Here is a 24902-nt window from a genome sequence, read left to right as displayed (position 1 = left end):
ACTGAGCCGGCCATTACCATCGCTAAATAATGGCGCAGATCTGCCCGTTGCAGTTAACGATAAAATAAACCAATCGGTTCATAGATAATCTCTATTCTTTATTTCGAGATAATGACCAGAGCGGTAATTCAGGAAGTCAGACAATGATCATTCGGCCAGAACAACACTGGTTTCTTCGCCTATTTGACTGGCACGGCTCCGTGCTGTCAAAAATCATCTTTCGTCTGCTGCTTAATGTGCTGATGTCCATCATCGCCATTATCAGCTATCAATGGTACGCGCAGCTGGGGATCCACTTAACGGTGGCGCCGTTCAGTCTGCTGGGCATCGCGATAGCGATTTTCCTCGGCTTTCGCAACAGCGCCAGCTATAGCCGCTTCGTCGAGGCGCGCAATCTGTGGGGGACGGTGCTTATCGCCGAACGCACCCTGGTGCGCCAGCTGCGCAATATCCTGCCGGCGGAACACGATGCCCATCAGCGCATCGTCAGCTATCTGGTGGCCTTCAGCTGGAGCCTGAAGCACCAGCTGCGCAAAACCGATCCGACGGCTGACCTGCGGCGGCTGCTGCCCGAGGAGAGGGTGACGGAGATCCTCGCCAGCTCGATGCCCACCAACCGGATCCTGCTGCTGGCCGGTAACGAAATTGGCCAGCTGCGCGAGGCGGGCAAGCTGAGCGACATCACCTACGGGCTGATGGACAATAAGCTTGATGAGCTGGCGCACGTGCTGGGCGGCTGCGAAAGGCTGGCCACCACCCCGGTGCCGTTCGCCTATACCCTGATCCTGCAGCGCACCGTGTACCTGTTCTGCACGCTGCTGCCGTTCGCCCTGGTCGGGGATCTTCACTACATGACGCCGTTTGTCTCGGTCTTTATCTCCTACACCTTTTTATCCTGGGATTCGCTGGCGGAAGAGCTGGAGGATCCTTTCGGCACCGCCGCCAACGACCTGCCGCTGAACGCGATGTGCAACACCATTGAGCGCAATCTGCTCGACATGACCGGTCAACATCCGCTGCCGGAGACGCTGCGTCCGGACCGTTACTTCAACCTGACCTGAACCCCTGCGCGCCGGGCAGTTTCCGCTGCCCGGTCATCACTTTCCCGTCCCCGCGTGACCCGCCGCGCAGAGGGCGGCGATAAAGGCAAAATTTGCAAATAAGTTAAATTTAACACCCGATAGATAACATCAATTATACAGATTTGTGGCGTATGTTATTATTCGGTTAACAAACGCAGTACCTACGCTTTCCCATCGTACTATCCTTGAGAAACAGCATTCTTATCAGGTGACGCCGCGCACACCACGCCTCGTCGCCGGGGTCGTCGCACGCTTTTTTTCGGCCGGCGGCGGCCAGAACAGAGCAGCAGGAGTAAAAAGATGACCAATAAAAGACGCGCGGTTCCCGGTGTTCACCCCTATGACGGTCCGGCAGGCGGGTGGGGCGCGCTGAAGGCCACGGCCATTGCCGTGCGTACCCAGATGGATGCCTTCGAGGCGCCCGCCACGCTGCTGCGAACTAACCAGCCGGATGGGTTTGACTGCCCGGGCTGCGCCTGGCCGGATAAAGAGCATAAATCCACTTTTCAGTTTTGCGAAAATGGCGCCAAAGCCGTTACCTGGGAGGCGACCACCAAACGGGTGACGCCAGCGTTCCTCGCGGCTAACACCGTGACCTCCCTGCTGGCGAAAAGCGATTTTGAACTGGAGGGCTATGGCCGCTTAACCCATCCTTTGGTCTACGACCGCGCCAGCGATACCCTGCGACCGGTGGCGTGGGAGGCGGCCTTCGCCCGTATCGGCGAGATCCTTCGCGGCCTGCAGCCAGATGAAGTTGAATTCTACACCTCCGGACGGGCCTCCAATGAAGCGGCGTGGCTGTTTCAGCTGTTTGCCCGCGAGTACGGCACCAATAACTTTCCCGACTGCTCTAACATGTGCCATGAATCTACCAGCGTGGGCCTGCCGCAGTCGATCGGCATTGGCAAAGGCACCGTCTCCCTCGACGATTTTGACCAGACCGAGCTGGTGATCTCCATCGGCCATAATCCGGGCACCAACCATCCGCGGATGATGGGCACTCTGCATGAGCTTTCCCGCCGGGGTGTGCCGATTATCGTTTTTAACCCATTGCGTGAGCGGGCGCTGGAGCGTTTTGCCGACCCGCAGAACGTGATGGAGATGGCGACATATCGCTCGACGCCGATCGCGTCGACCTACTACCAGGTACGGGCCGGCGGCGACGCGGCGGCGCTGAAAGGGATCGCCAAAGCGCTGCTGCAGCTGGAGGAGGAGCAGGGCCAGGTGCTCGACCACGCGTTTATTGCGCAACATACCCAGGGGTTCGCCGCCTTCGCCGAGGATCTGCACGCCACCCGCTGGCAGGACATTGAGCAGGAGTCCGGCCTGACGCGCGAGTCGCTAACCCAGGTCGCCGTGGCCTACGCCAAATCCACGGCCACCATCGTCACCTACGGCATGGGCATCACCCAGCATAATAAAGGCACCTCCAACGTCCGGCTGATTGCCGACCTGCTGCTGATGCGCGGCAATATCGGCAAGCCAGGAGCCGGGATCTGCCCATTACGCGGCCATTCAAACGTGCAGGGAAACCGCACCGTCGGGATCAGCGAAAAACCCACTGCGGCCTTCCTCGACAGCCTGCAGCGGGTGATGGGGATCGCGCCGCCGCGGCATCATGGTCACGATGCGGTGAAGGCGCTGGAGGCCATGATCGCTGGCGACGCCAAAGCCCTGATCTGCCTCGGGGGCAACTTCGCCGTGGCGATGCCGGATCACGAACGCGCTTTCCCGGCGATGCGCAACCTTGAGCTCAGCGTTCACGTCGGCACCAAGCTCAACCGCTCGCACCTGCTGACGGCGAAAGAGACCTTTATTCTGCCGTGTCTGGGCCGCACCGAGCTTGACCTGCAGGCCAGCGGCCGACAGTCGATCACCGTCGAGGATTCGATGTCGATGGTACATGCCTCCTCAGGCAAGCTTAAGCCCGCCTCGCCGACGCTGCGCTCGGAGCCGGCGATTGTCGCCGGTCTGGCGAAGGCCACTCTGCCGGCCAGCAAAGTCGACTGGCTGTATCTGGTGGAAGATTACGACCGCATTCGCGATCTGATCGAACAGACCATTCCGGGGTTCGAGGATTACAACCAGCGCATTCGCCACCCCGGGGGCTTTCGCATGCCGCTGCCGCCGACCGAGCGTATCTGGCCTACCGCCACCGGCAAAGCCATGTTCTCGGTTTTCAAAGGCGTGCATGAGAACGTGGTGGTGGAGGGAGAGGATGTGATGCGCTTAGTGACCCTGCGCAGCCACGACCAGTACAACACCACCATCTACGCTATGGATGACCGTTACCGCGGCGTTTTTGGCCGTCGCGACGTGCTGTTTATGAACGAGCAGGATATGGCCGACCAGGGCCTGGAGCATGGCGATCGGGTGGATATCCACACCGCGCTGCCGGGCAGCGCGTTGACGCTCAGAGATATCACCGTGGTGGCCTACGGCATCGCGCCCGGCACCGTCGGCGCCTATTATCCGGAAGCCAACGTGCTGGTGCCCTTGAACTATCTGGATGAAGAGAGCGGTACGCCCTCCTATAAGTCAGTTCCTGTCCGCCTGACGCTGCGCTCGAAAGAGATTCGCCCGCTGGCTGGCGCGCGTTAAAGAAGCAGGGCGTTGGGCGGCGTCGCGCCGTCCTGCGCCCCGTCGCCCCTCCTGTCCTCGCTTGAATTTATCGGTGATGAAACTAACATTCTGGTAACCTGTGCGCGGCCCCGGGGGTGAACGGCGGGGTTCAAACGGGAAAGAGAATGGATATTAAGCAACTCAAGTATTTGATCGCGCTCGATCAGACGCGCCATTTTGGCCAGGCGGCGGCAGCCTGCCATATTACCCAGCCAACCCTCTCCATGCGCATTCGTAATCTGGAAGAGGAGCTGAACCTGACCCTTATCCAGCGCGGGCAGCGCTTTGAGGGTTTTACCCCGGAGGGGGAGCGGATCCTCGCGTGGGCGCGGGCGGTGCTTGCCGCCCATGACGGCCTGGCGGCGGAGGCGGCCATCTGTCGCGGGCAGATGGTCGGCCAGCTGCGGGTTGGTATGGTGCCACTGGCGAGCCTCAACCCGATGCAGCTGATTAAACCCCTCGCGGAGAAATACCCGGCGCTGCAGTTCAGCCTGCTGTCAATGACCTCGGAGCAGATTATCGATGGCGTCAGCCGCAACCAGCTGGACCTGGGGATCTGTTACCTGCAGCATCTGGATGAACGCCTGTTTAAGATCGCCCGGCTGCCGCAAACCCGGATGGGACTGCTGCACGATAAACGCCATTTCGACTTCAGCGCCGGGACGCCGGGCTGGGATACGCTGGCGGCGCTGCCCCTTGGCTTTCTGACCAAGGGAATGTACTACCGGGAATCCATTGAAATCAGCTTTAAGGCCAAAGGGCTAACCCCGACGTCTGTCTTTGAAAGCGATTCAACGTTTCAGATTATCCAGGCGGTGCAGGCGGGGATCTGCTGCGCCATTATGCCGCTTAACAACGGCCTCGAAGCGCTGAGCGATAATCTTGAAATTCTGCCGATCGCCGAAACCCAGGTCGATTCGCAGCTGGCGCTGATTATGCGCCAGCAGGAGCCGGTCTCGTCCCTGGCGGAAAAATGCTTCGCCGAGGCGCAGGGGATTTTTGGCTGAGGCCAGCCTCAGATATTCTCCAGTCGAATGCCCCGGGTTCTCGGGCCGAAGATCCCCACCGACAGCATCACCATCAGCATACTGACGACGATAAAGCTAATCACCCCCGGCGTGCCGGCATATTGCAGAATAATGCCGATCAGGATGCTGGTCACCGCGGTCGAGAGACGACTGAACGAGTAGCAGAAGCCGACGGCGCGGGCGCGAATATGGGTCGGGAAGACCTCGGCCTGGTAGGCGTGGTAGCTGATGGTCAGCCAGGCGTTGGACCAGGTGATCATAAACCCGCAGATCACCAGCAGGATAGGATTGTTTTGCAGCGCAAACAGGGTGCCGAAGATGACGGTCATCAGCGCGGAGAGTACGATCTGCCACTTGTTCTCAAAGCGATGCACGAAGCGGGTGCAGAACAGGCAGCCCAGCGGATAGGCGAGGGTGATAAAGAAGGCGTACAGCAGACTGTGGGTGATACTGGCCCCCTGACCGGAAAGCAGCGCTGGCAGCCAGTTGCCAAAGCCGAAGAAACCGATCGCCTGGAAGAAATTCATCACCATCAGCATCAGGGTTCGCTGCCGGTACTGCGGCGCCCAGATTTCGCCGAAGGTGCCGCGTTTGACGACGCTCTGTGCCGCCTGCACATGCTTCGGCGACGGCGTCAGGCCGCAGCGGGCTTCCATGGCGCACATCACCGCATGCGCTTCATCATGCCGCCCTTTGCTTTCCAGCCAGCGGGCTGACTCCGGCAGCTTTTTGCGGATAAACCAGATCGCCAGCGAGAACAGCGCACCGAAGATGATCACCCAGCGCCAGCCGCTGAGGCCGAAGAGGGTGGTTGGCACCAATATCCAGGACATCAGCGCTACCGCCGGAACCGACAAGAACTGAATAAAGAAGGCAAAGGCGAAGGCTTTATTGCGCAGGTGGGTAGGTACCCATTCGCTGAGGTAGGTGTCAATGGTCACCAGCTCAATGCCGAGGCCGATTCCCACCAGAAAGCGGAAGAAGATCACTCCTTCCGCACTGCTCTGGGTCGCCATCAGCAGCGAGAAAAAGCCGTACCAGGCGAGCGCCACCATAAAGGTCAGGCGGCGCCCCAGCTTGTCCGCCAGCGGCGCCAGCAGACTCGCGCCGATAAACAGCCCCATAAAGGTGGCGGAGGCAAAGGCCGCCTGATCGGCGATGCCAAAGATCCCCGCCGCGCCGGTGTGGAAAATACCCTCCGCCAGCAGGCCCGCGCTGATGTACCCGGTCTGGAACAAATCGTAGAGCTCAAAGAAGCCGCCGAGGGAGAGTAGGGTGATAAACGACCATAACCCGAAGGAGGCGGGCAGCGCGTCAATGCGTCCGGTTAAGCTGGCGTGCGGTTGTCCTGGCGAAGCATAGGGCGATTCGCCGAGAACCTGGGTGGTAGACATGGTGTTGTGTTCCTCAGGAAGAATGGTTTGCCTGCTAATGTTAAGTGATTGTTAATAGTTTTAAATTTTTAATCTTTAGCGTTAACGGCAATCTTTAGCGTAAGATCGCGCCATGCAGGGTAAAATATGATATTCATGCTGCTTTTCGCCGCACGCCAAGGGAAGAATTGAAGTAAATCACCGTGGGCGGCAATGTTCTCCGCCAGGCGATGTCGCGCTGCGCAGGGCCAGGCCCAGGGCCAGACAGAGTAAACGAATCCTCACTGGCGGCGTTTTCCCGCTTTACCCGCTATTGCGCCGGGCTATAATGTGCCCACTTTCATACAGGAGTCATGCGTTGGACAGTCATCCTTATTGTTATTCTCCGGCAAGTTAACGCGACTATTTTCGCTGCTTGCCGAACCGGCGGGCAGCAATCTTTGATTACCGGATTGCCTCCCTGAATGTAGTGATTCGCGACCGAACGCGAGAGGCATCGTTATGTTTCTGTTTCCCACCACCTTATTTCCTCCACCATCATCCGCCCGCTAATTGCCCGGCGCGGCTGAGCGCGACATCAATACATTTTTATTGCTTTCTGTTATCTGGAGGAAGGCGCGATGGTATTTCCTTATATGACACATTTACTCGCGGCAATGCTGCTGGGAGCGCTGATCGGCGCGGAAAGACAATGGCGGCAACGTATGGCCGGTTTGCGGACCAATGCGCTGGTGGCCACCGGCGCGGCGGTGTTTATTCTTAGCGCGATGTCGGCCTCGCCGGACAGCCCGGGGCGCATTGCGGCGCAGATCGTCTCCGGTATCGGCTTCCTGGGGGCGGGAGTGATTATGCGCGATGGCATGAACGTTCGCGGCCTCAATACCGCCGCCACCCTGTGGTGCTCGGCCGGTATCGGTGTCCTTTGCGGCCTGGGGCAGTTCTGGAACGCGACGGCGGCGACGCTGATTATTCTGTGCGCCAATATCCTGCTCCGCGAAGCGGCGCAGCGTATTCATGCCTTGCCGGGCGCCGGTGACGAAGAAAAACGCTATATCTTACGCGTCACCTGTTTGCGCGAGCATGAAAAGGCCGTGCGTCAGCTGCTGCTGAATATTGCTCAGCAGCAGAGGTTCACCCTGCAGGGATTACAGTCGGCGGCAGCAGACACGGCGGATCAGCTGGAGATTTGCGCGGAGCTGATTAGCCATAAGCAGCATCAGAAAACGCTGGCGCAGATTATGGCGCAAGTGGGCGTTCAGCAGAACGTCACCTCGGTACACTGGCGCGTCGGAGAAGCGTAGAGACAGGCGGTGGGGCAGCGGAAACGGCCGCTGGCCGCGCGATTCGCCAACCCGTGGTAAAGCGGCTAGAATGGCCTCCTGCCGGAGGTTATAAGAATGTTAAATAATGGATGTGTGCCGTCGGAATCTGGCCAGACTATGACGACGGCTGATTTTCGCTTTACCCGCGTGATGGCCGAGCAGGCGGCGCGTGCCCGTCTGACGCTGGACGACGATCAGCTGTCGCTCATCGCTCGCCTGGACGCCCTGGGCCAGCAGCTGTTGTCCGCGCCCGGCACGCCGCAGGGACTGTACGTCTGGGGACGCACCGGGCGAGGGAAAAGCTATATTCTCGATCACTTTTTTGCCAGCCTGCCGCTTGCCGCCCGGCGTCGGGTCCATTTTCATCACTTCTTCCGCGAACTGCACCAGCGGCTGAATGCCCCCGGCGCGCCCGGCCTGCAGACGGTGATGATGCAGATGACCTCCGGCTGCCGCCTGCTGTGTTTCGACGAATTTCATCTTCACGACCCCGGCGACGCCATGCTGATGAAGGCGCTGCTGGAACACCTTTTTCAACGGGGCATCGTGCTGCTGGCAACCTCTAACTACCCGCCGGAGATGCTGCTGCCTAATCCGCTGTATCACGATCGCTTTTTACCGTCGATCGCGCTGATCCGCGCCCACCTGGCGGTCGTCGCACTTAACGGCGAGGAGGATTATCGCGAACGGCATCTGAGCCAGGATAACGCCTTCTGCAGCGGGCGGCTATGGGTTAACCCGGGCGAATCACAGCGTCAGCTGTACGAGCTGCCCTCGCTGCCTGCCGAACCGGTCCCGCTGGAGGTAGGCTACCGCACGCTGCAGGCGGCCGCGGCGTCACCCGCCTTGCTCCATTTCTCTTTTGCCCAGCTCTGCCAGGCCGCCACGGCGGTGATGGACTATCTGGCGCTCAGCGAACGTTATGCCGTCTGGTTACTGGACGAGGTGCCGCCGCTAGCCACGGTAGGGCCGGCGGCCCAGCAGCGCTTTATCAACGTGATTGATGTGTTGTATGAAAAGCAGATCCGCCTGCTGCTGGTGACCCGCTGCGACCTGGAGACGCTGGTGGCCGGGGTGGAACTGGAGGATATTCAGCGAACGCGGAGCCGCCTGCAACAGCTGCCGCGGGCGGTATAAAAAAAGCCCCGGCGGGTGCCGGGGCGAGGGGATCACAGGTCGAAACGGTCGAGGTTCATCACCTTGGTCCAGGCGGCGACAAAGTCATGCACCAGCTTCTGCTGCCCGTCGGCGCAGGCGTACACTTCCGCCAGGGCGCGAAGGACCGAGTTGGAGCCAAACACCAGATCCACGCGGGTGGCGCTGTACTTCGCTTCGCCGGTTTTACGGTCGCTGCCGGTAAACAGCTCCGCCCGATCATCGGCCGGTTTCCAGACGGTGGCCATATCCAGCAGGTTGACGAAGAAGTCATTGCTGAGCACGCCGACGCGGTCGGTAAACACCCCGTGTTTGCTGCCGTCGTAGTTGGCGCCCAGCACGCGCAGTCCACCCACCAAAACCGTCATTTCCGGAGCGGTTAAGGTCAGCTGCTGCGCTTTATCGATCAGCAGCGTTTCCGTCGACACACCGCCCTCGATGCGACGGTAGTTGCGGAAGCCATCCGCCAGCGGCTGCAGCAGGTCAAACGACTCGACGTCGGTCTGCTCAGGCAGGGCGTCGACGCGGCCAGGGGTAAACGGCACGTTGACGCTGACGCCAGCCGCCGCCGCAGCCTGCTCAACGCCGACCACGCCAGCCAGCACGATGATATCGGCCAGCGACGCTTTGCCGGAAGCTCGCTGGATCGCCTGTAGGGTCGGCAGCACCCGGCTGGCGATAGCATTGACCGGCCAGTCCTTCTGCGGGGCCAGCGCCAGACGCGCGCCGTTGGCGCCGCCGCGCTTATCGCCGCCGCGGAAAGTGGAGGCGGAGGCCCAGGCTACCGATACCAGCTCACTCACCGACAGGCCGGCGCCGGCGATGGCGGTTTTCAGGCTGGCGATGTCTTCCGCGCTCGGCTGATGGGTGGCCGCCGGCAGCGGATCCTGCCAAATCAGATCTTCTTTTGGCACTTCCGGCCCGAGGTAACGGGATTTCGGCCCCATATCGCGGTGGGTCAGCTTGAACCACGCCCGGGCGAAGGCCTCGTTAAAAGCCTGCGGGTCGTTGAGGAAGCGACGGGAGATCTTCTCAAACTCCGGGTCGAAGCGCAGGGTCAGGTCGGTGACCAGCATGGTCGGTTTGCGCTTTTTCCCCGGGTTAAACGGATCCGGGATAATTTCCGGGGCGTCTTTGGCTTCGAACTGGATAGCGCCCGCCGGGCTGCGGGTCTGCACCCATTCGTATTTGAACAGGTTCTCGAAAAAGTAGTTGCTCCACTGGGTGGGCGTCTGCGTCCAGACCACTTCCAGACCGGAGGTAATGGCATCCGCGCCTGCGCCGCTGCCGTAGCTGGAGTGCCAGCCCAGGCCCTGTGCTTCCAGCGGCGCGGCTTCCGGCTCGGCGCCGACGTGGCTGGTTTCTGCGGCGCCATGGGTTTTACCCAGCGTGTGGCCGCCGGCGATCAGCGCGACTATTTCTTCATCGTCCATCGCCATATTGCCGAAGGTGGCGCGAATGGCCGCGGCGGCGGACAGCGGCTCGCCGCTGGCGTTCGGTCCTTCCGGGTTAACGTAAATCAGCCCCATTTCGGTGGCGCCGATGGCCTGTTTCGCCAGGCTTTCCGGGTGACGGTGGGCCAGCCACTCTTTCTCATCGCCCCAGTCAACGTCCAGATCCGGTTCCCAGACATCTTCACGACCGGCGCCAAAACCGAAGGTGCGGAAGCCGGCGTTTTCCAGCGCCACGTTACCCGCCAGCATGTAAAGGTCGGCCCAGGAGATTTTCTGGCCATATTTCTGTTTTACCGGCCACAGCAGACGGCGGGCCTTATCTAGGCTGACGTTGTCAGGCCAGGAGTTCAGCGGCGCAAAGCGCTGCTGCCCACGACCCGCGCCGCCGCGACCGTCAACGGTGCGGTAGGTGCCGGCGCCGTGCCAGGCCATACGAATAAACAGACCGATATAGCTGCCCCAGTCTGCTGGCCACCACTCTTGCGAATCGGTCAGCAGCGCTCTGAGGTCAGCCTTCAGCGCGGAGTAATCGAGCTTTTTAAACTCTTCCCTGTAGTTAAAATCCTCACCCAACGGGTTGGAACGACTGGAGTGCTGGTTCAGCAGATCGACACGCAGCTGGTTAGGCCACCAGTCGCGGTTGCCGGTGCCGCTGCCGGCGCTCTGCTTGGGCGTCTCGGCGTGGAAAGGGCACTTTCCGGCGGATGCGTTGTTGGATGGGTCGTTAGACGTGCTCATATCAGGCTCCGTTTGCTTTTGTGAATGCCGTTACGATATACACTGCTACCAATAAGCGATATTTGAATGAGTCTACGGATTTAATAGCTAATTCCGTTCAACGAAGGGCGAAACACCCTCTTATATGACCTGGCGGATCCAGGGGTAAAAAATACACCTCACCATTAACCATAGACGTAACGAGACGGCAAAGGAAACGATCTGCGTCAATCGGGCCGAAGGAATGCTAATTGTTTGAGATATGACAATTTTACTATGAGAAAAGGATGAGGGTTTTCCGCTGAGCGAGCGTAACGAATGCCCGGCGCAGGGGTTGTTGGCGGACACAGAATAAGCTAATACTTAGACACCATGTGACTGGCGCTAAAGACAGAATACTGTTGGGGAGCATGGTCGACGTCGCCGCGCGCCTGGGCATTACCGCTATCTGGAGATAAGTTATGCCTGAATTCGCTTCATTAATGGCCTTTGCCGCGGTGGCGCTGGGATTAGTGTTAACCCCCGGCCCCAATATGATGTATCTCACTTCGCGTTCGATTTGCCAGGGAAAACGCGCTGGCTTTATCTCCCTTGCCGGGGTTGCCGTGGGCTTTTTCTTCTATATGCTGTGTGCCGCTTTCGGCATTACCGCGTTGGTTTTCGCGGTCCCTTATGCCTACGATGCCTTGCGTTTATGCGGGGTCGCTTATTTGCTCTATCTGGCGTGGCAGGCGATAAAACCAGGAGGGAGGCCGATATTCGCGGTGCGTGAATTACCTGCGGACAGTGGGCGTAAGCTGTTTCTGATGGGATTTATCACCAGCCTGGCGAACCCCAAAGTTGCTATCCTCTATTTGTCCCTGCTGCCGCAGTTTATCACCCCCGGACTCGGTAGCGTGCTCAGCCAGTCGTTAATGTTAGGCTGTACTCAGGTATTAATCAGTGTGGCGGTGAACGGCCTGATTATCTTGCTGGCCGGGCAGGTGGCGTTATTTCTTAGCCGGCGGCCGGGCTGGCAACAATTTCAACGCTGGCTGATGGCGACGGTACTGGCCGGAATGGCGGTTAAGATCGCTTTTGAGGCCAGAAAATAACCGGGTTTGTCGGGAAAAGGGAGGCCAGCGATATCCGTCGCTGGCTAACCTCGCACCCTGATGCCTTTCTGCCACAGAGAAAGGCTCTCCAGGCTCTAACATGCTGAAACATTTCTGCCAGATCATTAGCAACCTTTCAGTAGGGCTAACGCCGCGATAAGGCTATGCTTCCCGGCCGTTACGCCGTTGGCTTTTCCCGTGATCCAGGTGATGTACCGCTAATGCCCCTTTTGAGAGATGAAATTCGCGACCACTCCGCGGAAGAGATGCTGTTTATCCGCCGGGCCGCAATCGCCTTTCTGCTGGTGGTGGTCTGCTTTGGCGTGCTGATTTTCAACCTCTACCATCTGCAGGTGGAGCAGCACGATTTCTACCAGACCCGTTCCAACCAAAACGATATTAAAATGCTGCCCATCGCCCCCAGCCGCGGGCTGATATTCGATCGCAACGGCATACCGCTGGTGCAGAATATTACCCTGTATCGCCTGCAGGTGATCCCGAGCAAAATTCCCGATATGGCCGCGCTGCTGCAAACCCTGACGCCGATTGTCGACCTGACGCCGGACGACATCGCCAGCTTCCGCGACGATATGCACCACAGCAGCCGCTATAAAGCGGTTACCCTCAAATCCGACCTCAGCGACGTGGAGGTGGCCCGCTTCGCGGTCAACGAATTCCGTTTCCCCGGGGTGACGGTGGAGAGCTATCAGCAGCGTGAATACCCCTACGGCGCAGAGCTGGCGCACGTGGTGGGCTATGTGTCGAAAATCAACGACAGCGACCTGCAGCGGCTGGCGAAAGATGGCGAAGAGGAGAACTATGCTGCCGACCACAATATCGGCAAGCAGGGGATCGAGGGCTATTACGAAAAAGCGCTCCACGGCACCACCGGCTACCAGGAGGTGGAGGTGGACAACCACGGCCGGGTGGTGCGTCTGTTGAAAGAAGTACCGCCGGTGGCCGGGAAAAACCTCTATCTGACCCTTGACCTGCACCTGCAGCAGTATATTGAGTCGGTGCTGAAGGGGCAGCGCGCGGCGGTGGTGGTGGTCGATCCCCGGGATGGCGGGGTGCTGGCGATGGTCTCCAGCCCCAGCTACGATCCTAACCCGTTCGTCAAAGGTATCGGCTATCAGGCCTATAAATCGCTGCTGGATAACCCGGACCGGCCGCTGATCAACCGCGTCACCCAGGGGCTGTATCCCCCGGCCTCGACGGTGAAGCCCTATATGGCGCTGTCGGCGCTCTCCGCCGGCGTGATCACGCCGAACACCACCTTCTTCGGGGCGCCGACGTGGACCCTGCCGGGCACGCAGCGTCGCTACCGCGACTGGCTGAAAACCGGCCACGGCATGCTCAACGTGACCAAAGCCATTGAAGAGTCGGCGGACACCTTTTTCTACCAGGTTGCCTTCGAGATGGGCATCGACCGGATCCATGAGTGGCTGAGCAAATTCGGCTACGGCCAGCCCACAGGCATCGATCTCAATGAGGAGTATAGCGGGGTGCTGCCCAGCCGGGAGTGGAAACAGCGAGTGCATAAAAAGCCATGGTACCAGGGGGATACCATCTCCGTCGGTATCGGCCAGGGATACTGGATCGCCACCCCCATCCAGATGGTGAAAGCGCTCACCACGCTGCTGAACAACGGTAAGGTGCAGGACCCGCATCTGCTCTATTCGATGAAGCAGGGCAATCATGTGGAACGTTATCAGCAGCCGGCGAACCTGCCGCAGGTGGGCGATCCAAAATCCCCGTACTGGGGCATTGTGCGCAACGGTATGTATGGGATGGCGAATCTGCCCAACGGCACCGGCTACAAGCTGTTCCATACCGCGCCGTACCAGATTGCGGCGAAGTCCGGGACTTCGCAGGTGTTCAGTCTGAAGCAAAACCAGACCTATAACGCCAAAATGATCCCGGTGCGTCTGCGGGATCACATCTTCTATACGCTGTTTGCCCCTTATCAGCATCCGAAGGTGGCGATGGCGCTAATCCTGGAGAACGGCGGTGGGGATGGGGTGGTGGCCGGACCGACGGCGCGCGCCATTCTGGACCATATTTTTGTCCCGCAGCAGGCGCCGGCGGCCGCAGCCGACGTGCCGCAGCGGGAGAGCGCGGACGCCCAGTAAGCGGCTGGACTTATTCCGCAGGCGCATCGTTCATAGAGATTGGTTATTTGTCCCGTCATCTTCCAGGCGGCATAGTATTTTCCAGGGAACATGACGAGCGAGGAGGAAGGGTGACACGTAACCGATTATTGCTGGTTCAGACCGGGACGCCGCCGGCAGCCATCCGTGAGGAGCATGGCGATCTGCCGCGCTGGTTCCGCACGCTGCTGGCGCCGTGGCAGGCGCAGCTCACCGCGGTACGGGTGTTTGAGGACGAGCCGCTGCCGGCGCCGGATCGCCAGACGGTGGCGGTGCTGACCGGCTCCTGGGCGATGGTGACCGACCGTCTGGTATGGAGCGAACGGACCGCCGACTGGGTCCGTCAGGCGGTGGCTATCGGCATGCCGCTGTTCGGCGTTTGCTATGGCCATCAGCTGATGGCTCATGCCCTGGGCGGCGAGGTGGCGTATCATCCCGCCGGACGGGAAAGCGGCAGCCAGACCGTTTCGCTATCGCCGTGGGGTGTCGACGACCCGCTGCTGCGGGGCCTGCCGGCCGCATTTCCCGCGCATCTGAGCCATTTGCAAACCGTGTCCCGTCTGCCGGAGGGGGCCACGGTGCTGGCCGCATCCTCCCACGATCCCCACCAGATCGTGCGCTACGCGCCGCACGCGGTCTCCACGCAGTTTCACCCGGAATTCACCGCGCCGATTGCCCGCTCGCTGATCCGCTACCGGGAGGCGGTGCTGCAGGCGGAGGGCATCGACGCGAAGCGATTACACGATGAAGTGCAGGAGAGCCCGCAGGCCGCGGCGATCCTCTCGCGCTTCGTCAGTGCCTATCTGCCCCCTGATGCCCCCGGCCATTAATCCCCGGCAGTGAACAGTACCCGCCAGCGGCGACGACGGCGGGACATCTCGTAGGCCAGGTCGTCGACCTCTTCAACGCGCAGCGCGTCAGCCGCCTGCGGCGTCAGCTCCGCTAAACCATACTTCTGACGCAGGACGGCCAGCGCTTGCTCCTCGGGCGGCGTCCGGGCGCGAACCTGTGCGGCCAGGCGCTGCTGTAGCAGCCTGAAGGTCGCTTCATCCAGCGGCGGCAGCTGGCGCAGAAAGGTGTTGCAACAGCGCAGCAGCGCCACGGCGCGGCGATCCGGGGACTGGAGCGCCATCAGCAGCCCGTCGCGATCGGCGACGCGCTGATAGCGGCAGCTCACCACATAGCCGATCTGCTGCTCCACCCGCAGGCGCTGGAAAAAGAGTGGCTCACAGCGCTGGGCCAGCACCCGCAGGGCCGCCAGCGAGGCGCCCTCCGGCAGCGGAATAAAGACCAGCAGCGCTGTATCGCCCCCGGGGAAAGTCAGACGTTCGACGCCGCGGCGGCAGGGGCCAGAGAGGTTGCCCGGCGGGTTAACCCGGGCGCTAAGCAGGCTCAGCTGGCGTGCGATCCACTGCGCATCCTCTGCGCTGCCGCCGGTCAGGGCCGCCAGCCAACCTTCCTGATGCTCTGATGCGCCCAACCGATCGGGGAGCAAAGCCATGAGATGACGGATAGCAATACTCTCCGGCGGCGGGGCCAGCGGGGCGACCGGGAGTGCGAGCTGCCGCACAATGGCCTGCAGAATCGCCGCCGGCCGTCGGCCGGACGCTGGCCACTGCAGGAGCAACTGCCAGCTGCCGTCGACGCGATGCCACTCGCCGCGGCCCCCGGCGTGGCGCAGCGCGGCGAGCAGCGGGCGCAGCTGTTCCCCGCGCGCCAGCCCTTCGGCCTGATCGGGCGAACAATAGAAGGGTGGTCGGAGCAGGAGCCTCGGCGGCTCGCCCGGTGACGGGAGATGGAGCAGCGGCGCGGCTTTCTCCGGGTTTTCCGCGGCGAGGCCGCCAGCGGCTTGCGGATAAAAATCGAATTCCAGCGCCGGGTCAGAGACCGGGCGGCGCCACCACCGGCTAAGCGGCAGGCTAAAGCCCTGGGTGGCAACAGGCTCCCCTGGGGAAATGGTCTGGCAGGCCAGGCTGACCGTGGGGGCGGCCTGCAGGGCGGCGCAAAAATCGGCGAACCCGACGGGCGGCCCGCCGGGGGCAAAGCCGAATGCCCGCTGGCGCAGCTGATCGAGGGGCGACAGCGTTTGAAAACGGCGCCAGGACAGCTGATAGTAGTGTTGCTGCTGGTCTGGCGTCGTCTGCCGTAGCGCCTGCAGCCAGTGGGTTATCTGCTGGTCGACCTGTTCCGGCCGGTCGCTGGCGAAGACCAGCGCCAGCCAGCCGAGGCGCTGATCCTGATACAGCCAGCTCAGCGCCACCTCTTGCGCCTGGCCACGCTGGCGCAGCCCGGCCATCAGGCTGCCAGGGGCTTCATCAAGCAAAAACTCGCGCAATAACGTGACGTTGTCACTTAAGGCGATCAGCGGGCAGCGCCACAGCGCGGGCTGGCTGGAGACCGCCAGCTGCAGTGCAGTGGATTCGCCCAGGCACAGCGGCGGCGCCGGCGGCGGAGCCTCGCCTGCGGCAAGCCCGGTGGCGAAACGGGCCGCCAGCTCGCCGAGCGCCTCCAGCGACTGCGGCCCTTGCAGCCAGAGCTGCATCCGCCGGGCGACGTAATGGGCGCGGTGAAAATCACGTAACGCCGCCTGCAGTGCAGGGAGATCCCCCGCCAGCGCGTCGGCACTGCCTACCTGAAAGCGGCGAAAGGCCGCGGGCGCGCTGGCGGCGTGGCGCACGGCGGCTTCCCGGCGCGACGGCTCATGCTGCTGGATCAGGCGGTACTCGGCGTCAATCACCGCCACTTCACGCTGAATATCTTCCCTGAGCAGCCGCGGCGCCTGCAGCATCTCCTGTAGACGCGCGACACCGTCAGCCAGACCATCGGCGGCGACCTCGAAAAAGAACGCGCTGTGGCGGGCCAGGGTGGTGGCATTCACGCTTCCGCCCTGGCGCTGCACCCAGCCCATCAGCCGGTCATCATCCCGGTAGCGCTCACCGCCGTAAAACAGCAGATGCTCCAGCAGGTGCGCCAGACCGGGAAAGCGCGATGGTTCGTGGTGGCTGCCGGCGGCGACCCGCGCCAGGGCCGCGGCGCGATCGGCATGCGGCTGATGGACCAGGGTGGCCTGCAGGCCGCCCGGCAGCGTGACGGTGCGTGTCGCCAGCGTCATTACAGGTCCCGGGTTTTGTAGATCAGCTGCGAGCGGGTACGGTTGCGGAACTGCAGCTGGCTGACTTTTATGTCGCTGCAGGCCGCTTCGCGCCGGGCGTCGAGGATTTTGTGATGATGCGGCGATTTGCTGCACACCGGGTCGGCGTTATCGGCGCTGCCGGTCAGCATAAAGGCCTGGCAGCGGCAGCCGCCGAAGTCTTTCTCTTTTTCATCACAGGAGCGGCACGGCTCCGGCATCCAGTCATACCCGCGGTAGCGATTGAAACCGAACGAGTCATACCAGATCGACTCCAGGCTCTGCTCCAGCACCGACGGAAACGCCACCGGCAGCTGACGCGCGCTGTGGCACGGCAGGGCGGTGCCTTCCGGGGTGACGCTGAGGAAAATCGATCCCCAGCCGCCCATGCAGCCTTTCGGCCGCTCTTCGTAATAGTCCGGGGTGACAAACAGCAGGTTGGTGAGATTGCCGCTGGCGGCCATTTTCTGCCGGTAGTCGGCGACCACCTGCTCGGCGCGGGCGATCTGTTCCCGGGTCGGCAGCAGCCCCTCGCGATTGAGGAACGCCCAACCGTAGAACTGGCAGGTGGCCAGCTCAACGTCATCCGCTTCCAGCTCAATGCACAGCGCGATAATTTTATCCAGCTGATCGATGTTGTGCCGGTGAAGAACGAAGTTGAGCACCATCGGGTAGTCGCGCGCTTTTACCGCCCTGGCCATCGCCAGCTTCTGCTGGAAGGCTTTTTTGTTACCGGCCAGCGCAGCGTTGAGCACCTCATCGCTGGCCTGGAAGCTAATCTGGATATGGTCCAGCCCGGCCTCGCTGAAGGCGTCGAGTTTGCTCTCCGTCAGCCCTATGCCGGAGGTGATCAGGTTGGTATAGAATCCGAGGTCGCGCGCGGCGCGGATCAGCTCTGGCAGATCTTTACGGGTCAGCGGCTCGCCGCCGGAAAAGCCCAGCTGTACGCTGCCCATCGCCCGCGCCTGGCGAAAGACCTCGATCCATTGTTCGGTGGTCAGCTCCTTGTCCTGTTGGGCGAAGTCCAGCGGATTCGAACAGTAGGGGCACTGCAGCGGGCAGCGGTAGGTTAGCTCCGCCAGCAGCCACAGCGGCGGATTGACGGCGGGTTTACTCTGGCTCACGGCAGGTGATCCACTTCTGTTGACAGGCTATCTGCAGGAACTCGATGACGTCGTCATCGACGCCACCGGCTTCCGGGAAGCGTTCGTTGAGCACGGCGATAATTGCCGCGACGTCGCGCCGGCCATCGACCAGCTCGAGGATCGCCGCGGCGGTCTCATTGAGTTTAGCCATTCCCTCCGGATAGAGGATCACATGGCTCTCCTGGGCAGCTTCCCACTGCAGACGGTAGCCGCGACGAAAGGCGACGATGGAGGTTTTTTGCATGGTTACACCAGTCGGGTCGTGTGCCAGGCCGCCTTGTCGGTGACCGTATGATAGGGCGGGCGCTGCAGGGCATAGGCCATGGTCATGGCGTCAAGCATCGACCATAAAATGTCGAGCTTAAACTGCAGGATCTCCAGCATCCGGTTCTGTTTTTCAGCGCTGTCGCAGTAGGCCTTCGCCAGCGCCAGGCCATGCTCCACGTCGCGGTTGGCCTGGCTCAGACGGCTGCGGAAGTAAAAATAGCCTTCCTCTTTGATCCACGGGTAGTGCTGCGGCCAGCTGTCGAGGCGCGACTGATGGATCTGCGGGGCGAACAGCTCGGTCAGAGAGCTGCAGGCCGCCTCCTGCCAGCAGGCGCGACGGGCGAAATTAAGATAGGCATCCACCGCGAAGCGCACGCCGGGCAAGACGTGGCGCTCGCTGAGCAGATCGTCGCGGCTCAGACCGACCGCTTCTCCCAGCCGCAGCCAGGCTTCAATCCCGCCGTCCTCGCCATGGCTGCCATCGTGGTCGAGGATCCGCTGCACCCATTTGCGCCGGGTCTGCGCGTCCGGGCAGTTGGCCATGATCGCCGCGTCTTTCAGCGGAATGGTGGTCTGGTAGTAAAACCGGTTCGCCACCCAGCCCTGAATTTGCTCGCGGGTCGCGTCGCCGTTATGCATGGCAATGTGGTAAGGGTGGTGAATATGGTAGAAGGCGCCTTTGGCCCGCAGGGCCTCTTCAAAGGCCTGCGGCGACAGCGTGTCGGTGATCAGCATGCGGTTTCCTGAAGGGTGATAGCCATCCCGTCCCAGCTCACTTCAATCCCCTGTTGCGTCAGCGCCTGGCGCTGGGGAGACCGCTCGTTAAGGATCGGGTTGGTGTTATTGATATGAATAAGAATTTTACGTTTTGCCGACAGGGAGGCCAGCAGGGCCATCATCCCGTGCTCATCACCGAGCGCCAGGTGGCCCATATCGCGGCCGGTATTGCGCCCAACGCCGGCGGCCTGCAGTTCGTCATCCTGCCAGACGGTGCCATCGATCAGCAGACAATCCGCTTTTTGCAGCCATGGCAGAATGGTCTTATCCGGTTCACCGAGCCCCGGTGCGTAGAACAGCGTCTGCCCGTTGCGGCGGTTTTCGATAAACAGCGCCACGTTATGGCCCGGCAGCGGCCGGTCGCGATACGGTGAATAGGGCGGCGCGTTGCTGGCGATAGGCACCGCGGTAAACTGCAAATCAGGACAGGCGTCAACGGTAAAAGGCTGCTGCGGCGCGATGGGGTGATGCACCAGGCCGCCGTTCCAGTGTCGAAGCATGGTAAACACCGGGAAACCGGTGGAGAGATCCTCATGGACCTCCGGGGTGCACCACACCTGGTGCGGGCAGCCTTCGCGCAGGCTCAGTAACCCGGTGGTGTGGTCGATCTGGCTGTCGGTGAGAATAATGCCGCCGATATGCGTTCCGCGCAGCACGCCGGCTTTATTTAACTCGGGCGTGTGGGAAATCTGCTGACTGATATCCGGCGAGGCGTTGCACAGCACCCACTCCTGACCGTTATCGCTGACGATGATCGACGACTGGGTGCGGGCGCTGGCCTGGATCGTGCCGTCGCGCAGACCCTGGCAGTTGGCGCAGTTGCAGTTCCATTGCGGGAAACCGCCGCCGGCGGCGGAACCGAGGACTTTAATGAACATGAAGACGGACCGGGTAATGTAAAAAGATGCCCGCGCGAACGGCGGGCGGGGCGATTAGCGGTTAGAAATGTACAGCGTCACTTCCAGACCGAGACGTAAATCGATAAAAGCAGGTTTCTTCCACATGTTTTGTTCCTCTTAAAAATGACCACAGGCCTCACGGATAATGCAGGATCTGTGACGGCCGCCGCATATTGCGCTTCACCGGGTGAGAGATCAACCCGGAATCTGTAAGGATTTAACTTTATGTTTACAATATAACCTATTGTTGCCAAACATGTTTTAATACCCGCAGCCAGTTACGCCACAGCAGCTTATCCAGCACCAATTGATCATAGCCGCTGTCACGCAAGGCATTGATTAGCAGCGGTAAGCCGGCCACATCCCCCAGCGCGTCCGGCAGGGTGACGCCGTCAAAATCCGAACCGAGGGCCACATGATCCTCACCCATTATGTTAATAAGATAGTCGATATGCCGGACGATGGTGGCGATGGGCGTGTCGCTATCGCGCCGTCCGTCGGGGCGCAGGAAGGCGTTGCCGAAATTGACGCCCACTACGCCGCCGCTGTCGCGGATCGCCCGCAGTTGCCGATCGGTCAGGTTGCGCGGCTGCGGGCACAGGGCGTGGGCATTGGAGTGGGTGGCCACCAGCGGGGCGGTGGAATGGTGGGCGGTATCCCAAAAAGCCTGTTCATTCATGTGCGAAACATCGATCTGCATCTTCAGGGCGTTGGCCTGGGCGATGAGCGCGATGCCCTCGCCGGTAAGACCCGGCCCGCTGTCCGGGCTGCCGGGAAAGGCGCCGGTGACCCCGCAGCCGAAGCGATTAGCGATATTCCAGAACGGACCGATGCTGCGCACCCCGGCGCGATAAAAGTCCTGCAGATCGTCGCCTTGGGCGTCGAACCCGCCGGCGCCTTCGATGTGCGCCACCATCGCCAGCGCCTTATCCTGACGACAGCGTTCGATATCCGCCGCGCTCAGGCACAGCCGGGCGCGGCTGGCGTCATGGGCGCAAATCGCCTTGAGAATAGCCAGCTGCTGCCAGAGGATCGTTAAGGGATCCCACGCCTGGCTGGCGTACTGCGGCGCCATACGGGCGATGTACTCCTGCGGCGGCACAAAGAGGGCGAACAGGCCGCCGGCCAGACCGCCCTGGAGAATACGCGGATAATCGAGGTGGCCGTTCTCTACCCCGGCAAAGAAGGCGGTCACCGGATCCTCGCGATGGTGAAGCCAGAGATTCAGCAGCAGGTCATTGTGACCATCAAAAATCGCCATAGCGGGCTCCTGGGTTATCAGGTGGTAAAAATGGCTGACACGGTAGCGGATTTATGCCCGGGGGCAAGCAGAAATTCACAAGCCCGCAACAATTGCCAACGTGAACGGTGTATCACACTGTATCCCGCGGCGGGTCCCTGACATTAAGAGATAAAAATGGCCCCGGTCGGGCACATGGCGGATACAAATTTCCGCTTAACTGGTCACGTACTCTCTTGACGAAGATAAAAGGTGAGAAAGCGATGAACAGATTATCCCTGATCCGGTATACCAGCGCCGCGGCGCTGGGGTTATCCACCCTGTGGTCCGCCGCCATTTGCGCCGCTGAAGACGCGGGGGCGTTCGACAAAATCCACCAGATCCACGCTGGCGATCTGAATATTGGCTACGTGGATATCGGTCCGCGGGACGGCCAGCCGGTGATTCTGCTGCACGGCTGGCCCTACGATATTCAGAGCTATGCCCAGGTGGCGCCGGCTTTAGCGCAGAAGGGTTACCGGGTGATTGTGCCGTATCTGCGCGGCTACGGCGCCACCCGTTTCCTGTCGGCGAAAACGCCGCGTAATGGTCAGCCGTCGGCGATGGCGGCCGATATTGTCCATTTGATGGACGCCCTGAACATCAGGCAGGCAGATCTGGCCGGCTTTGACTGGGGGGCGCGCACGGCGGATATCGTCGCCGCGCTGTGGCCGCAGCGGGTGAAATCCCTGGTCTCGGTGAGCGGGTATCTGATCAGCAGTCAGCAGATTGGCGAAAAACCGCTGCCGCCGCAGGCGGAACTGTCGTGGTGGTATCAGTTCTATTTTGCCACCCCGCGCGGCGAAGCCGGTTACCGGCAGAACACCCACGACTTTGCGAAATTTATCTGGCATCAGGCGTCGCCGCAGTGGCCATTCAGCGACGCGACCTTTGCCAAAACCGCCCGGGCGCTGGATAACCCGGACCACGTGGCGATCACCATCAGCAACTACCGCTGGCGCCTGGGGCTGGAGAAGGGGGAAGCGAAGTATGCCGGCTATGAACAACGGCTGGCGGCGCTGCCGCCGATAACCGTGCCCACCATCACTCTGGAAGGGGCGAATAACGGCGCGCCGCATCCGGCTCCGGCCAGCTACCGGGCCAAATTTACCGGTAAATATGAGCACCGGGATCTGCCGGGGGCGGTAGGCCATAACCCGCCGCAGGAGGATCCGACGGCGTTTGTGCAGGCGGTGGTGGACGCCGATCGGTTGTAACCCGCGACTTGCCGGCGGCGCGACGTTGCGCTTCCGGCAACACGGCTTATGCTTGTGAAGAGTTTATTTTGCCGCAGGAGCAGCCTTTGGAGCGTGTTGACCACATCCTGGTCGTCGATGACGACCGCGACATCCGGGAACTGATTGTCGACTATCTGGAAAAATCGGGATTTCGCGCCAGCGGCGCGGCGAACGGCAAAGCCATGTGGTCGGTGCTCAAAAATCATCAAATTGACCTGATTGTGCTGGATATCATGATGCCGGGCGAGGATGGCTTAACGCTCTGCCGCCAGCTGCGCGCTAACCCGCAGCAGGATATTCCGGTGCTGATGCTCACCGCCCGCACCGACGACAGCGACCGGATCCTCGGCCTGGAAATGGGGGCTGACGATTATCTGATTAAACCCTTTGTGGCCCGCGAACTGCTGGCGCGCATCAAGGCCATTTTACGCCGCACCCGGGCGCTGCCGCCCAACCTGCAGATCACCGAGGCGGGCAGGCTGATCGCCTTTGGCGACTGGCTGCTCGATACCGCCGCCCGCCATCTGCTGGACGACAGCGGGGCGATTGTCGCCCTCAGCGGGGCGGAGTATCGACTGCTGCGGGTGTTTCTCGACCATCCCCAGCGGGTGCTGAACCGCGATCAGCTGCTTAATCTGACCCAGGGACGCGACGCCGAACTGTTCGAACGGTCAATCGACCTGCTGGTGAGCCGACTGCGTCAGCGCCTGCGGGAGGATGCCCGGGAGCCGGCCTATATTAAGACGGTGCGCAGCGAAGGCTATGTGCTGTCGGTCCCGGTCTCCATCCGCGAGAGGCATGAATGAGGTTCTGGCCCGTCTCGCTGCAGTCGAGGCTGATGGCGCTGCTGTTTCTGGCGCTGCTGCTGGCGAACACCTTAACCCTGTCGCTGCTGTTTTATGAGCGAATGAGCAGCGCCCGCAGTGTGATGCTGGGCAATCTGGCGTCTGATGTCGCCACCAGCGTGGCGATCCTCGACCGTCTGCCGCCCGCTGAACGCCCGCAATGGCTGCCGAAGCTGGCGCGCGGCAACTACCGCTATCAGCTGGACGCCGGCGAACGCGGCGACTACCCGGACAGCTGGCGCGCCCGGGACGCGGCGCGCTCCCTGCAGGAGGCGCTGAGCGCGCAATATCCGGTGAGTATTGTGGCGATCCCCGGTCCGCGTCAGCATATCCAGGCCCATATTACCCTCCACGATGGCGCCCCCTTGACCCTCGACCTGTGGCCAAAGCTACCGCCCATCGCCCGCTGGCTACCGGTGGTGCTGATCGCTCAGTTTGTCCTCCTGCTGGCCTGCGCCTGGTACGCGGTTCGCCAGGTACTGCTGCCCATCACCCGTTTTACCCATGCGGTGAATGCGCTTGAGCCGGCCAGCGACACGGCGGGAACCATGGCCGAGCAGGGGCCGGAGGAGGTGCGCCGTGCCGCCCGCGCGTTTAATGCGATGCAGACCCGCATCCACGATCATCTGCAGGAGCGGGCGCGGATCCTCGCCGCCATCTCCCACGATCTGCAAACGCCGATCACCCGGATGAAGCTGCGGGTGGAGATGGCCGACCAGCCGGAACTGCGCGACAAACTGCTGCAGGATCTCGACAATATGACCCGCCTGGTGCGCGAAGGTATCGCCTTCGCCCGCACCTCGCAGCCGCTGGCGGAGGCGCGCCAGCGGCTTAACCTTGACGCCTTTCTCGACAGTATCGCCTGCGATTATGCCGACGTTGGCCGGCCGGTGCGGTTTTGCCCCGAGGAGAGCGCCGGAGTGGTGTGGATCCCACCGCAGGCCCTGCGCCGGGTGATGACTAACCTTATCGATAACGGACTGAAATTCGGCGCCACGGTAACGGTAACCCTGACCCGCGACGCCGCCGGGGATATCACTATCCATGTGCTGGATGAGGGGCCGGGGATCCCTGAGGCATCGCTGCAGGCGGTGCTGCAGCCCTTTTTTCGCCTGGAGGACTCGCGCAATCGCGATACCGGCGGCACCGGTCTGGGACTGGCGATCGCCGCGCAGCTGGTCAGCCAGATGAACGGCACGCTGCGCCTGTCCAACCGCCCGCAGGGCGGCCTGGACGCCAGCGTGCGTCTCGCCGCGCAGGGATTGTATCCTGCTGTATCTCCGGCGCAGTTGGAAAACTAAGCCGACAATTCTCCCGCTTTCCTG

The 24902-nt window shown here is 61.5% G+C and carries 20 protein-coding genes and 1 riboswitch; of the genes, 11 read left to right on the top strand and 9 right to left on the bottom strand.

Annotation, left to right across the window (positions count from 1 at the left end):
- Nucleotides 1-143: 143 nt before the first annotated feature.
- The 3 genes from ACQUTP_RS02335 to ACQUTP_RS02325 all read left to right on the top strand — a co-directional run bounded on the left by ACQUTP_RS02335 (nucleotide 144) and on the right by ACQUTP_RS02325 (nucleotide 4711).
- Nucleotides 144-1061, top strand: a complete 918-nt coding sequence (locus ACQUTP_RS02335; protein ID WP_023318342.1) for a bestrophin family protein — start codon at nucleotides 144-146, stop codon at nucleotides 1059-1061.
- A 321-nt stretch (nucleotides 1062-1382) separates the two neighbouring features.
- Nucleotides 1383-3683 carry an FdhF/YdeP family oxidoreductase gene (locus tag ACQUTP_RS02330; protein ID WP_004202619.1) on the top strand — a complete coding sequence of 767 codons (2301 nt, stop codon included), beginning with the start codon at nucleotides 1383-1385 and terminating at the stop codon, nucleotides 3681-3683.
- Between the two features lie 146 nt (nucleotides 3684-3829).
- On the top strand, nucleotides 3830-4711 hold the full coding sequence (locus ACQUTP_RS02325) for a LysR family transcriptional regulator (RefSeq protein ID WP_004202617.1): 882 nt from the start codon (nucleotides 3830-3832) through the stop codon (nucleotides 4709-4711).
- A gap of 8 nt (nucleotides 4712-4719) precedes the next feature.
- Here ACQUTP_RS02325 and ACQUTP_RS02320 read toward each other — a convergent pair whose 3' ends face one another.
- The gene (locus ACQUTP_RS02320; protein ID WP_004202615.1) at nucleotides 4720-6126 is read right to left on the bottom strand and encodes an MFS transporter; all 1407 of its coding nucleotides are present in this window, start codon (nucleotides 6124-6126) and stop codon (nucleotides 4720-4722) included.
- A gap of 599 nt (nucleotides 6127-6725) precedes the next feature.
- On the opposite strand from ACQUTP_RS02320, the gene ACQUTP_RS02315 reads away from it, so the two are divergent.
- The gene (locus ACQUTP_RS02315) at nucleotides 6726-7406 is read left to right on the top strand and encodes an MgtC family protein (RefSeq protein WP_004202612.1); all 681 of its coding nucleotides are present in this window, start codon (nucleotides 6726-6728) and stop codon (nucleotides 7404-7406) included.
- A gap of 96 nt (nucleotides 7407-7502) precedes the next feature.
- On the top strand, nucleotides 7503-8564 hold the full coding sequence (zapE, locus tag ACQUTP_RS02310; protein ID WP_032425868.1) for a cell division protein ZapE: 1062 nt from the start codon (nucleotides 7503-7505) through the stop codon (nucleotides 8562-8564).
- A gap of 32 nt (nucleotides 8565-8596) precedes the next feature.
- Here the strand turns inward: zapE and katG are convergent, their stop codons facing one another.
- The gene (gene katG / locus ACQUTP_RS02305; protein WP_004202604.1) at nucleotides 8597-10774 is read right to left on the bottom strand and encodes a catalase/peroxidase HPI; all 2178 of its coding nucleotides are present in this window, start codon (nucleotides 10772-10774) and stop codon (nucleotides 8597-8599) included.
- 343 nt (nucleotides 10775-11117) lie between these two features.
- A riboswitch (ZMP/ZTP riboswitch) is annotated at nucleotides 11118-11197 on the top strand.
- Nucleotides 11198-11214: 17 nt separating this feature from the next.
- On the opposite strand from katG, the gene ACQUTP_RS02300 reads away from it, so the two are divergent.
- From ACQUTP_RS02300 to ACQUTP_RS02290, 3 genes are all read left to right on the top strand, one after another.
- Nucleotides 11215-11847 (top strand): LysE family translocator, encoded by a 633-nt coding sequence (locus ACQUTP_RS02300; protein WP_004202603.1) that lies wholly within the window; start codon nucleotides 11215-11217, stop codon nucleotides 11845-11847.
- 221 nt (nucleotides 11848-12068) lie between these two features.
- A complete protein-coding gene (mrdA, locus tag ACQUTP_RS02295) occupies nucleotides 12069-13979 on the top strand; it encodes a penicillin-binding protein 2 (protein ID WP_032425867.1) in 1911 nt (636 codons plus the stop codon).
- 110 nt (nucleotides 13980-14089) lie between these two features.
- Nucleotides 14090-14827 carry a glutamine amidotransferase gene (locus tag ACQUTP_RS02290; protein WP_285755946.1) on the top strand — a complete coding sequence of 246 codons (738 nt, stop codon included), beginning with the start codon at nucleotides 14090-14092 and terminating at the stop codon, nucleotides 14825-14827.
- Here ACQUTP_RS02290 and pqqF read toward each other — a convergent pair.
- The 7 genes from pqqF to ACQUTP_RS02255 form a co-directional block, all read right to left on the bottom strand.
- Entirely contained in the window at nucleotides 14824-17109 is a 2286-nt protein-coding gene (gene pqqF / locus ACQUTP_RS02285) for a pyrroloquinoline quinone biosynthesis protein PqqF (RefSeq protein WP_335888009.1), read from the bottom strand. The two genes, ACQUTP_RS02290 and pqqF, sit on opposite strands and share 4 nt — an antisense overlap.
- The gene (gene pqqE / locus ACQUTP_RS02280) at nucleotides 17109-18251 is read right to left on the bottom strand and encodes a pyrroloquinoline quinone biosynthesis protein PqqE (protein ID WP_023318333.1); all 1143 of its coding nucleotides are present in this window, start codon (nucleotides 18249-18251) and stop codon (nucleotides 17109-17111) included. Before pqqE ends, pqqF begins: the two co-directional genes overlap by 1 nt.
- A complete protein-coding gene (gene pqqD / locus ACQUTP_RS02275; protein WP_004202592.1) occupies nucleotides 18238-18516 on the bottom strand; it encodes a pyrroloquinoline quinone biosynthesis peptide chaperone PqqD in 279 nt (92 codons plus the stop codon). The genes pqqE and pqqD overlap by 14 nt, the downstream gene beginning before the upstream one ends.
- A 2-nt stretch (nucleotides 18517-18518) precedes the next feature.
- Nucleotides 18519-19274, bottom strand: a complete 756-nt coding sequence (gene pqqC / locus ACQUTP_RS02270; RefSeq protein ID WP_004143685.1) for a pyrroloquinoline-quinone synthase PqqC — start codon at nucleotides 19272-19274, stop codon at nucleotides 18519-18521.
- Nucleotides 19268-20194, bottom strand: a complete 927-nt coding sequence (gene pqqB, locus ACQUTP_RS02265; protein ID WP_048294906.1) for a pyrroloquinoline quinone biosynthesis protein PqqB — start codon at nucleotides 20192-20194, stop codon at nucleotides 19268-19270. The genes pqqC and pqqB overlap by 7 nt, the downstream gene beginning before the upstream one ends.
- Before the next feature lie 54 nt (nucleotides 20195-20248).
- Nucleotides 20249-20320, bottom strand: coding sequence for a pyrroloquinoline quinone precursor peptide PqqA (gene pqqA / locus ACQUTP_RS02260; RefSeq protein WP_002905689.1), 72 nt, complete (start codon nucleotides 20318-20320; stop codon nucleotides 20249-20251).
- Between the two features lie 136 nt (nucleotides 20321-20456).
- Nucleotides 20457-21476 (bottom strand): dipeptidase, encoded by a 1020-nt coding sequence (locus tag ACQUTP_RS02255; RefSeq protein WP_065803170.1) that lies wholly within the window; start codon nucleotides 21474-21476, stop codon nucleotides 20457-20459.
- 242 nt (nucleotides 21477-21718) lie between these two features.
- On the opposite strand from ACQUTP_RS02255, the gene ACQUTP_RS02250 reads away from it, so the two are divergent.
- The 3 genes from ACQUTP_RS02250 to ACQUTP_RS02240 all read left to right on the top strand — a co-directional run bounded on the left by ACQUTP_RS02250 (nucleotide 21719) and on the right by ACQUTP_RS02240 (nucleotide 24878).
- On the top strand, nucleotides 21719-22711 hold the full coding sequence (locus ACQUTP_RS02250) for an alpha/beta fold hydrolase (RefSeq protein WP_048324305.1): 993 nt from the start codon (nucleotides 21719-21721) through the stop codon (nucleotides 22709-22711).
- An 86-nt stretch (nucleotides 22712-22797) separates the two neighbouring features.
- Nucleotides 22798-23538 carry a response regulator gene (locus tag ACQUTP_RS02245; RefSeq protein WP_285755951.1) on the top strand — a complete coding sequence of 247 codons (741 nt, stop codon included), beginning with the start codon at nucleotides 22798-22800 and terminating at the stop codon, nucleotides 23536-23538.
- A complete protein-coding gene (locus ACQUTP_RS02240; RefSeq protein ID WP_023318328.1) occupies nucleotides 23535-24878 on the top strand; it encodes a HAMP domain-containing sensor histidine kinase in 1344 nt (447 codons plus the stop codon). Before ACQUTP_RS02245 ends, ACQUTP_RS02240 begins: the two co-directional genes overlap by 4 nt.
- Nucleotides 24879-24902 lie beyond the last annotated feature (24 nt).

Source organism: Klebsiella sp. 2-CIP_Kleb., from assembly GCF_050378715.1.
GTDB lineage: Bacteria > Pseudomonadota > Gammaproteobacteria > Enterobacterales > Enterobacteriaceae > Klebsiella > Klebsiella quasipneumoniae.
This window is presented reverse-complemented; position numbering and strand designations above follow the sequence as displayed.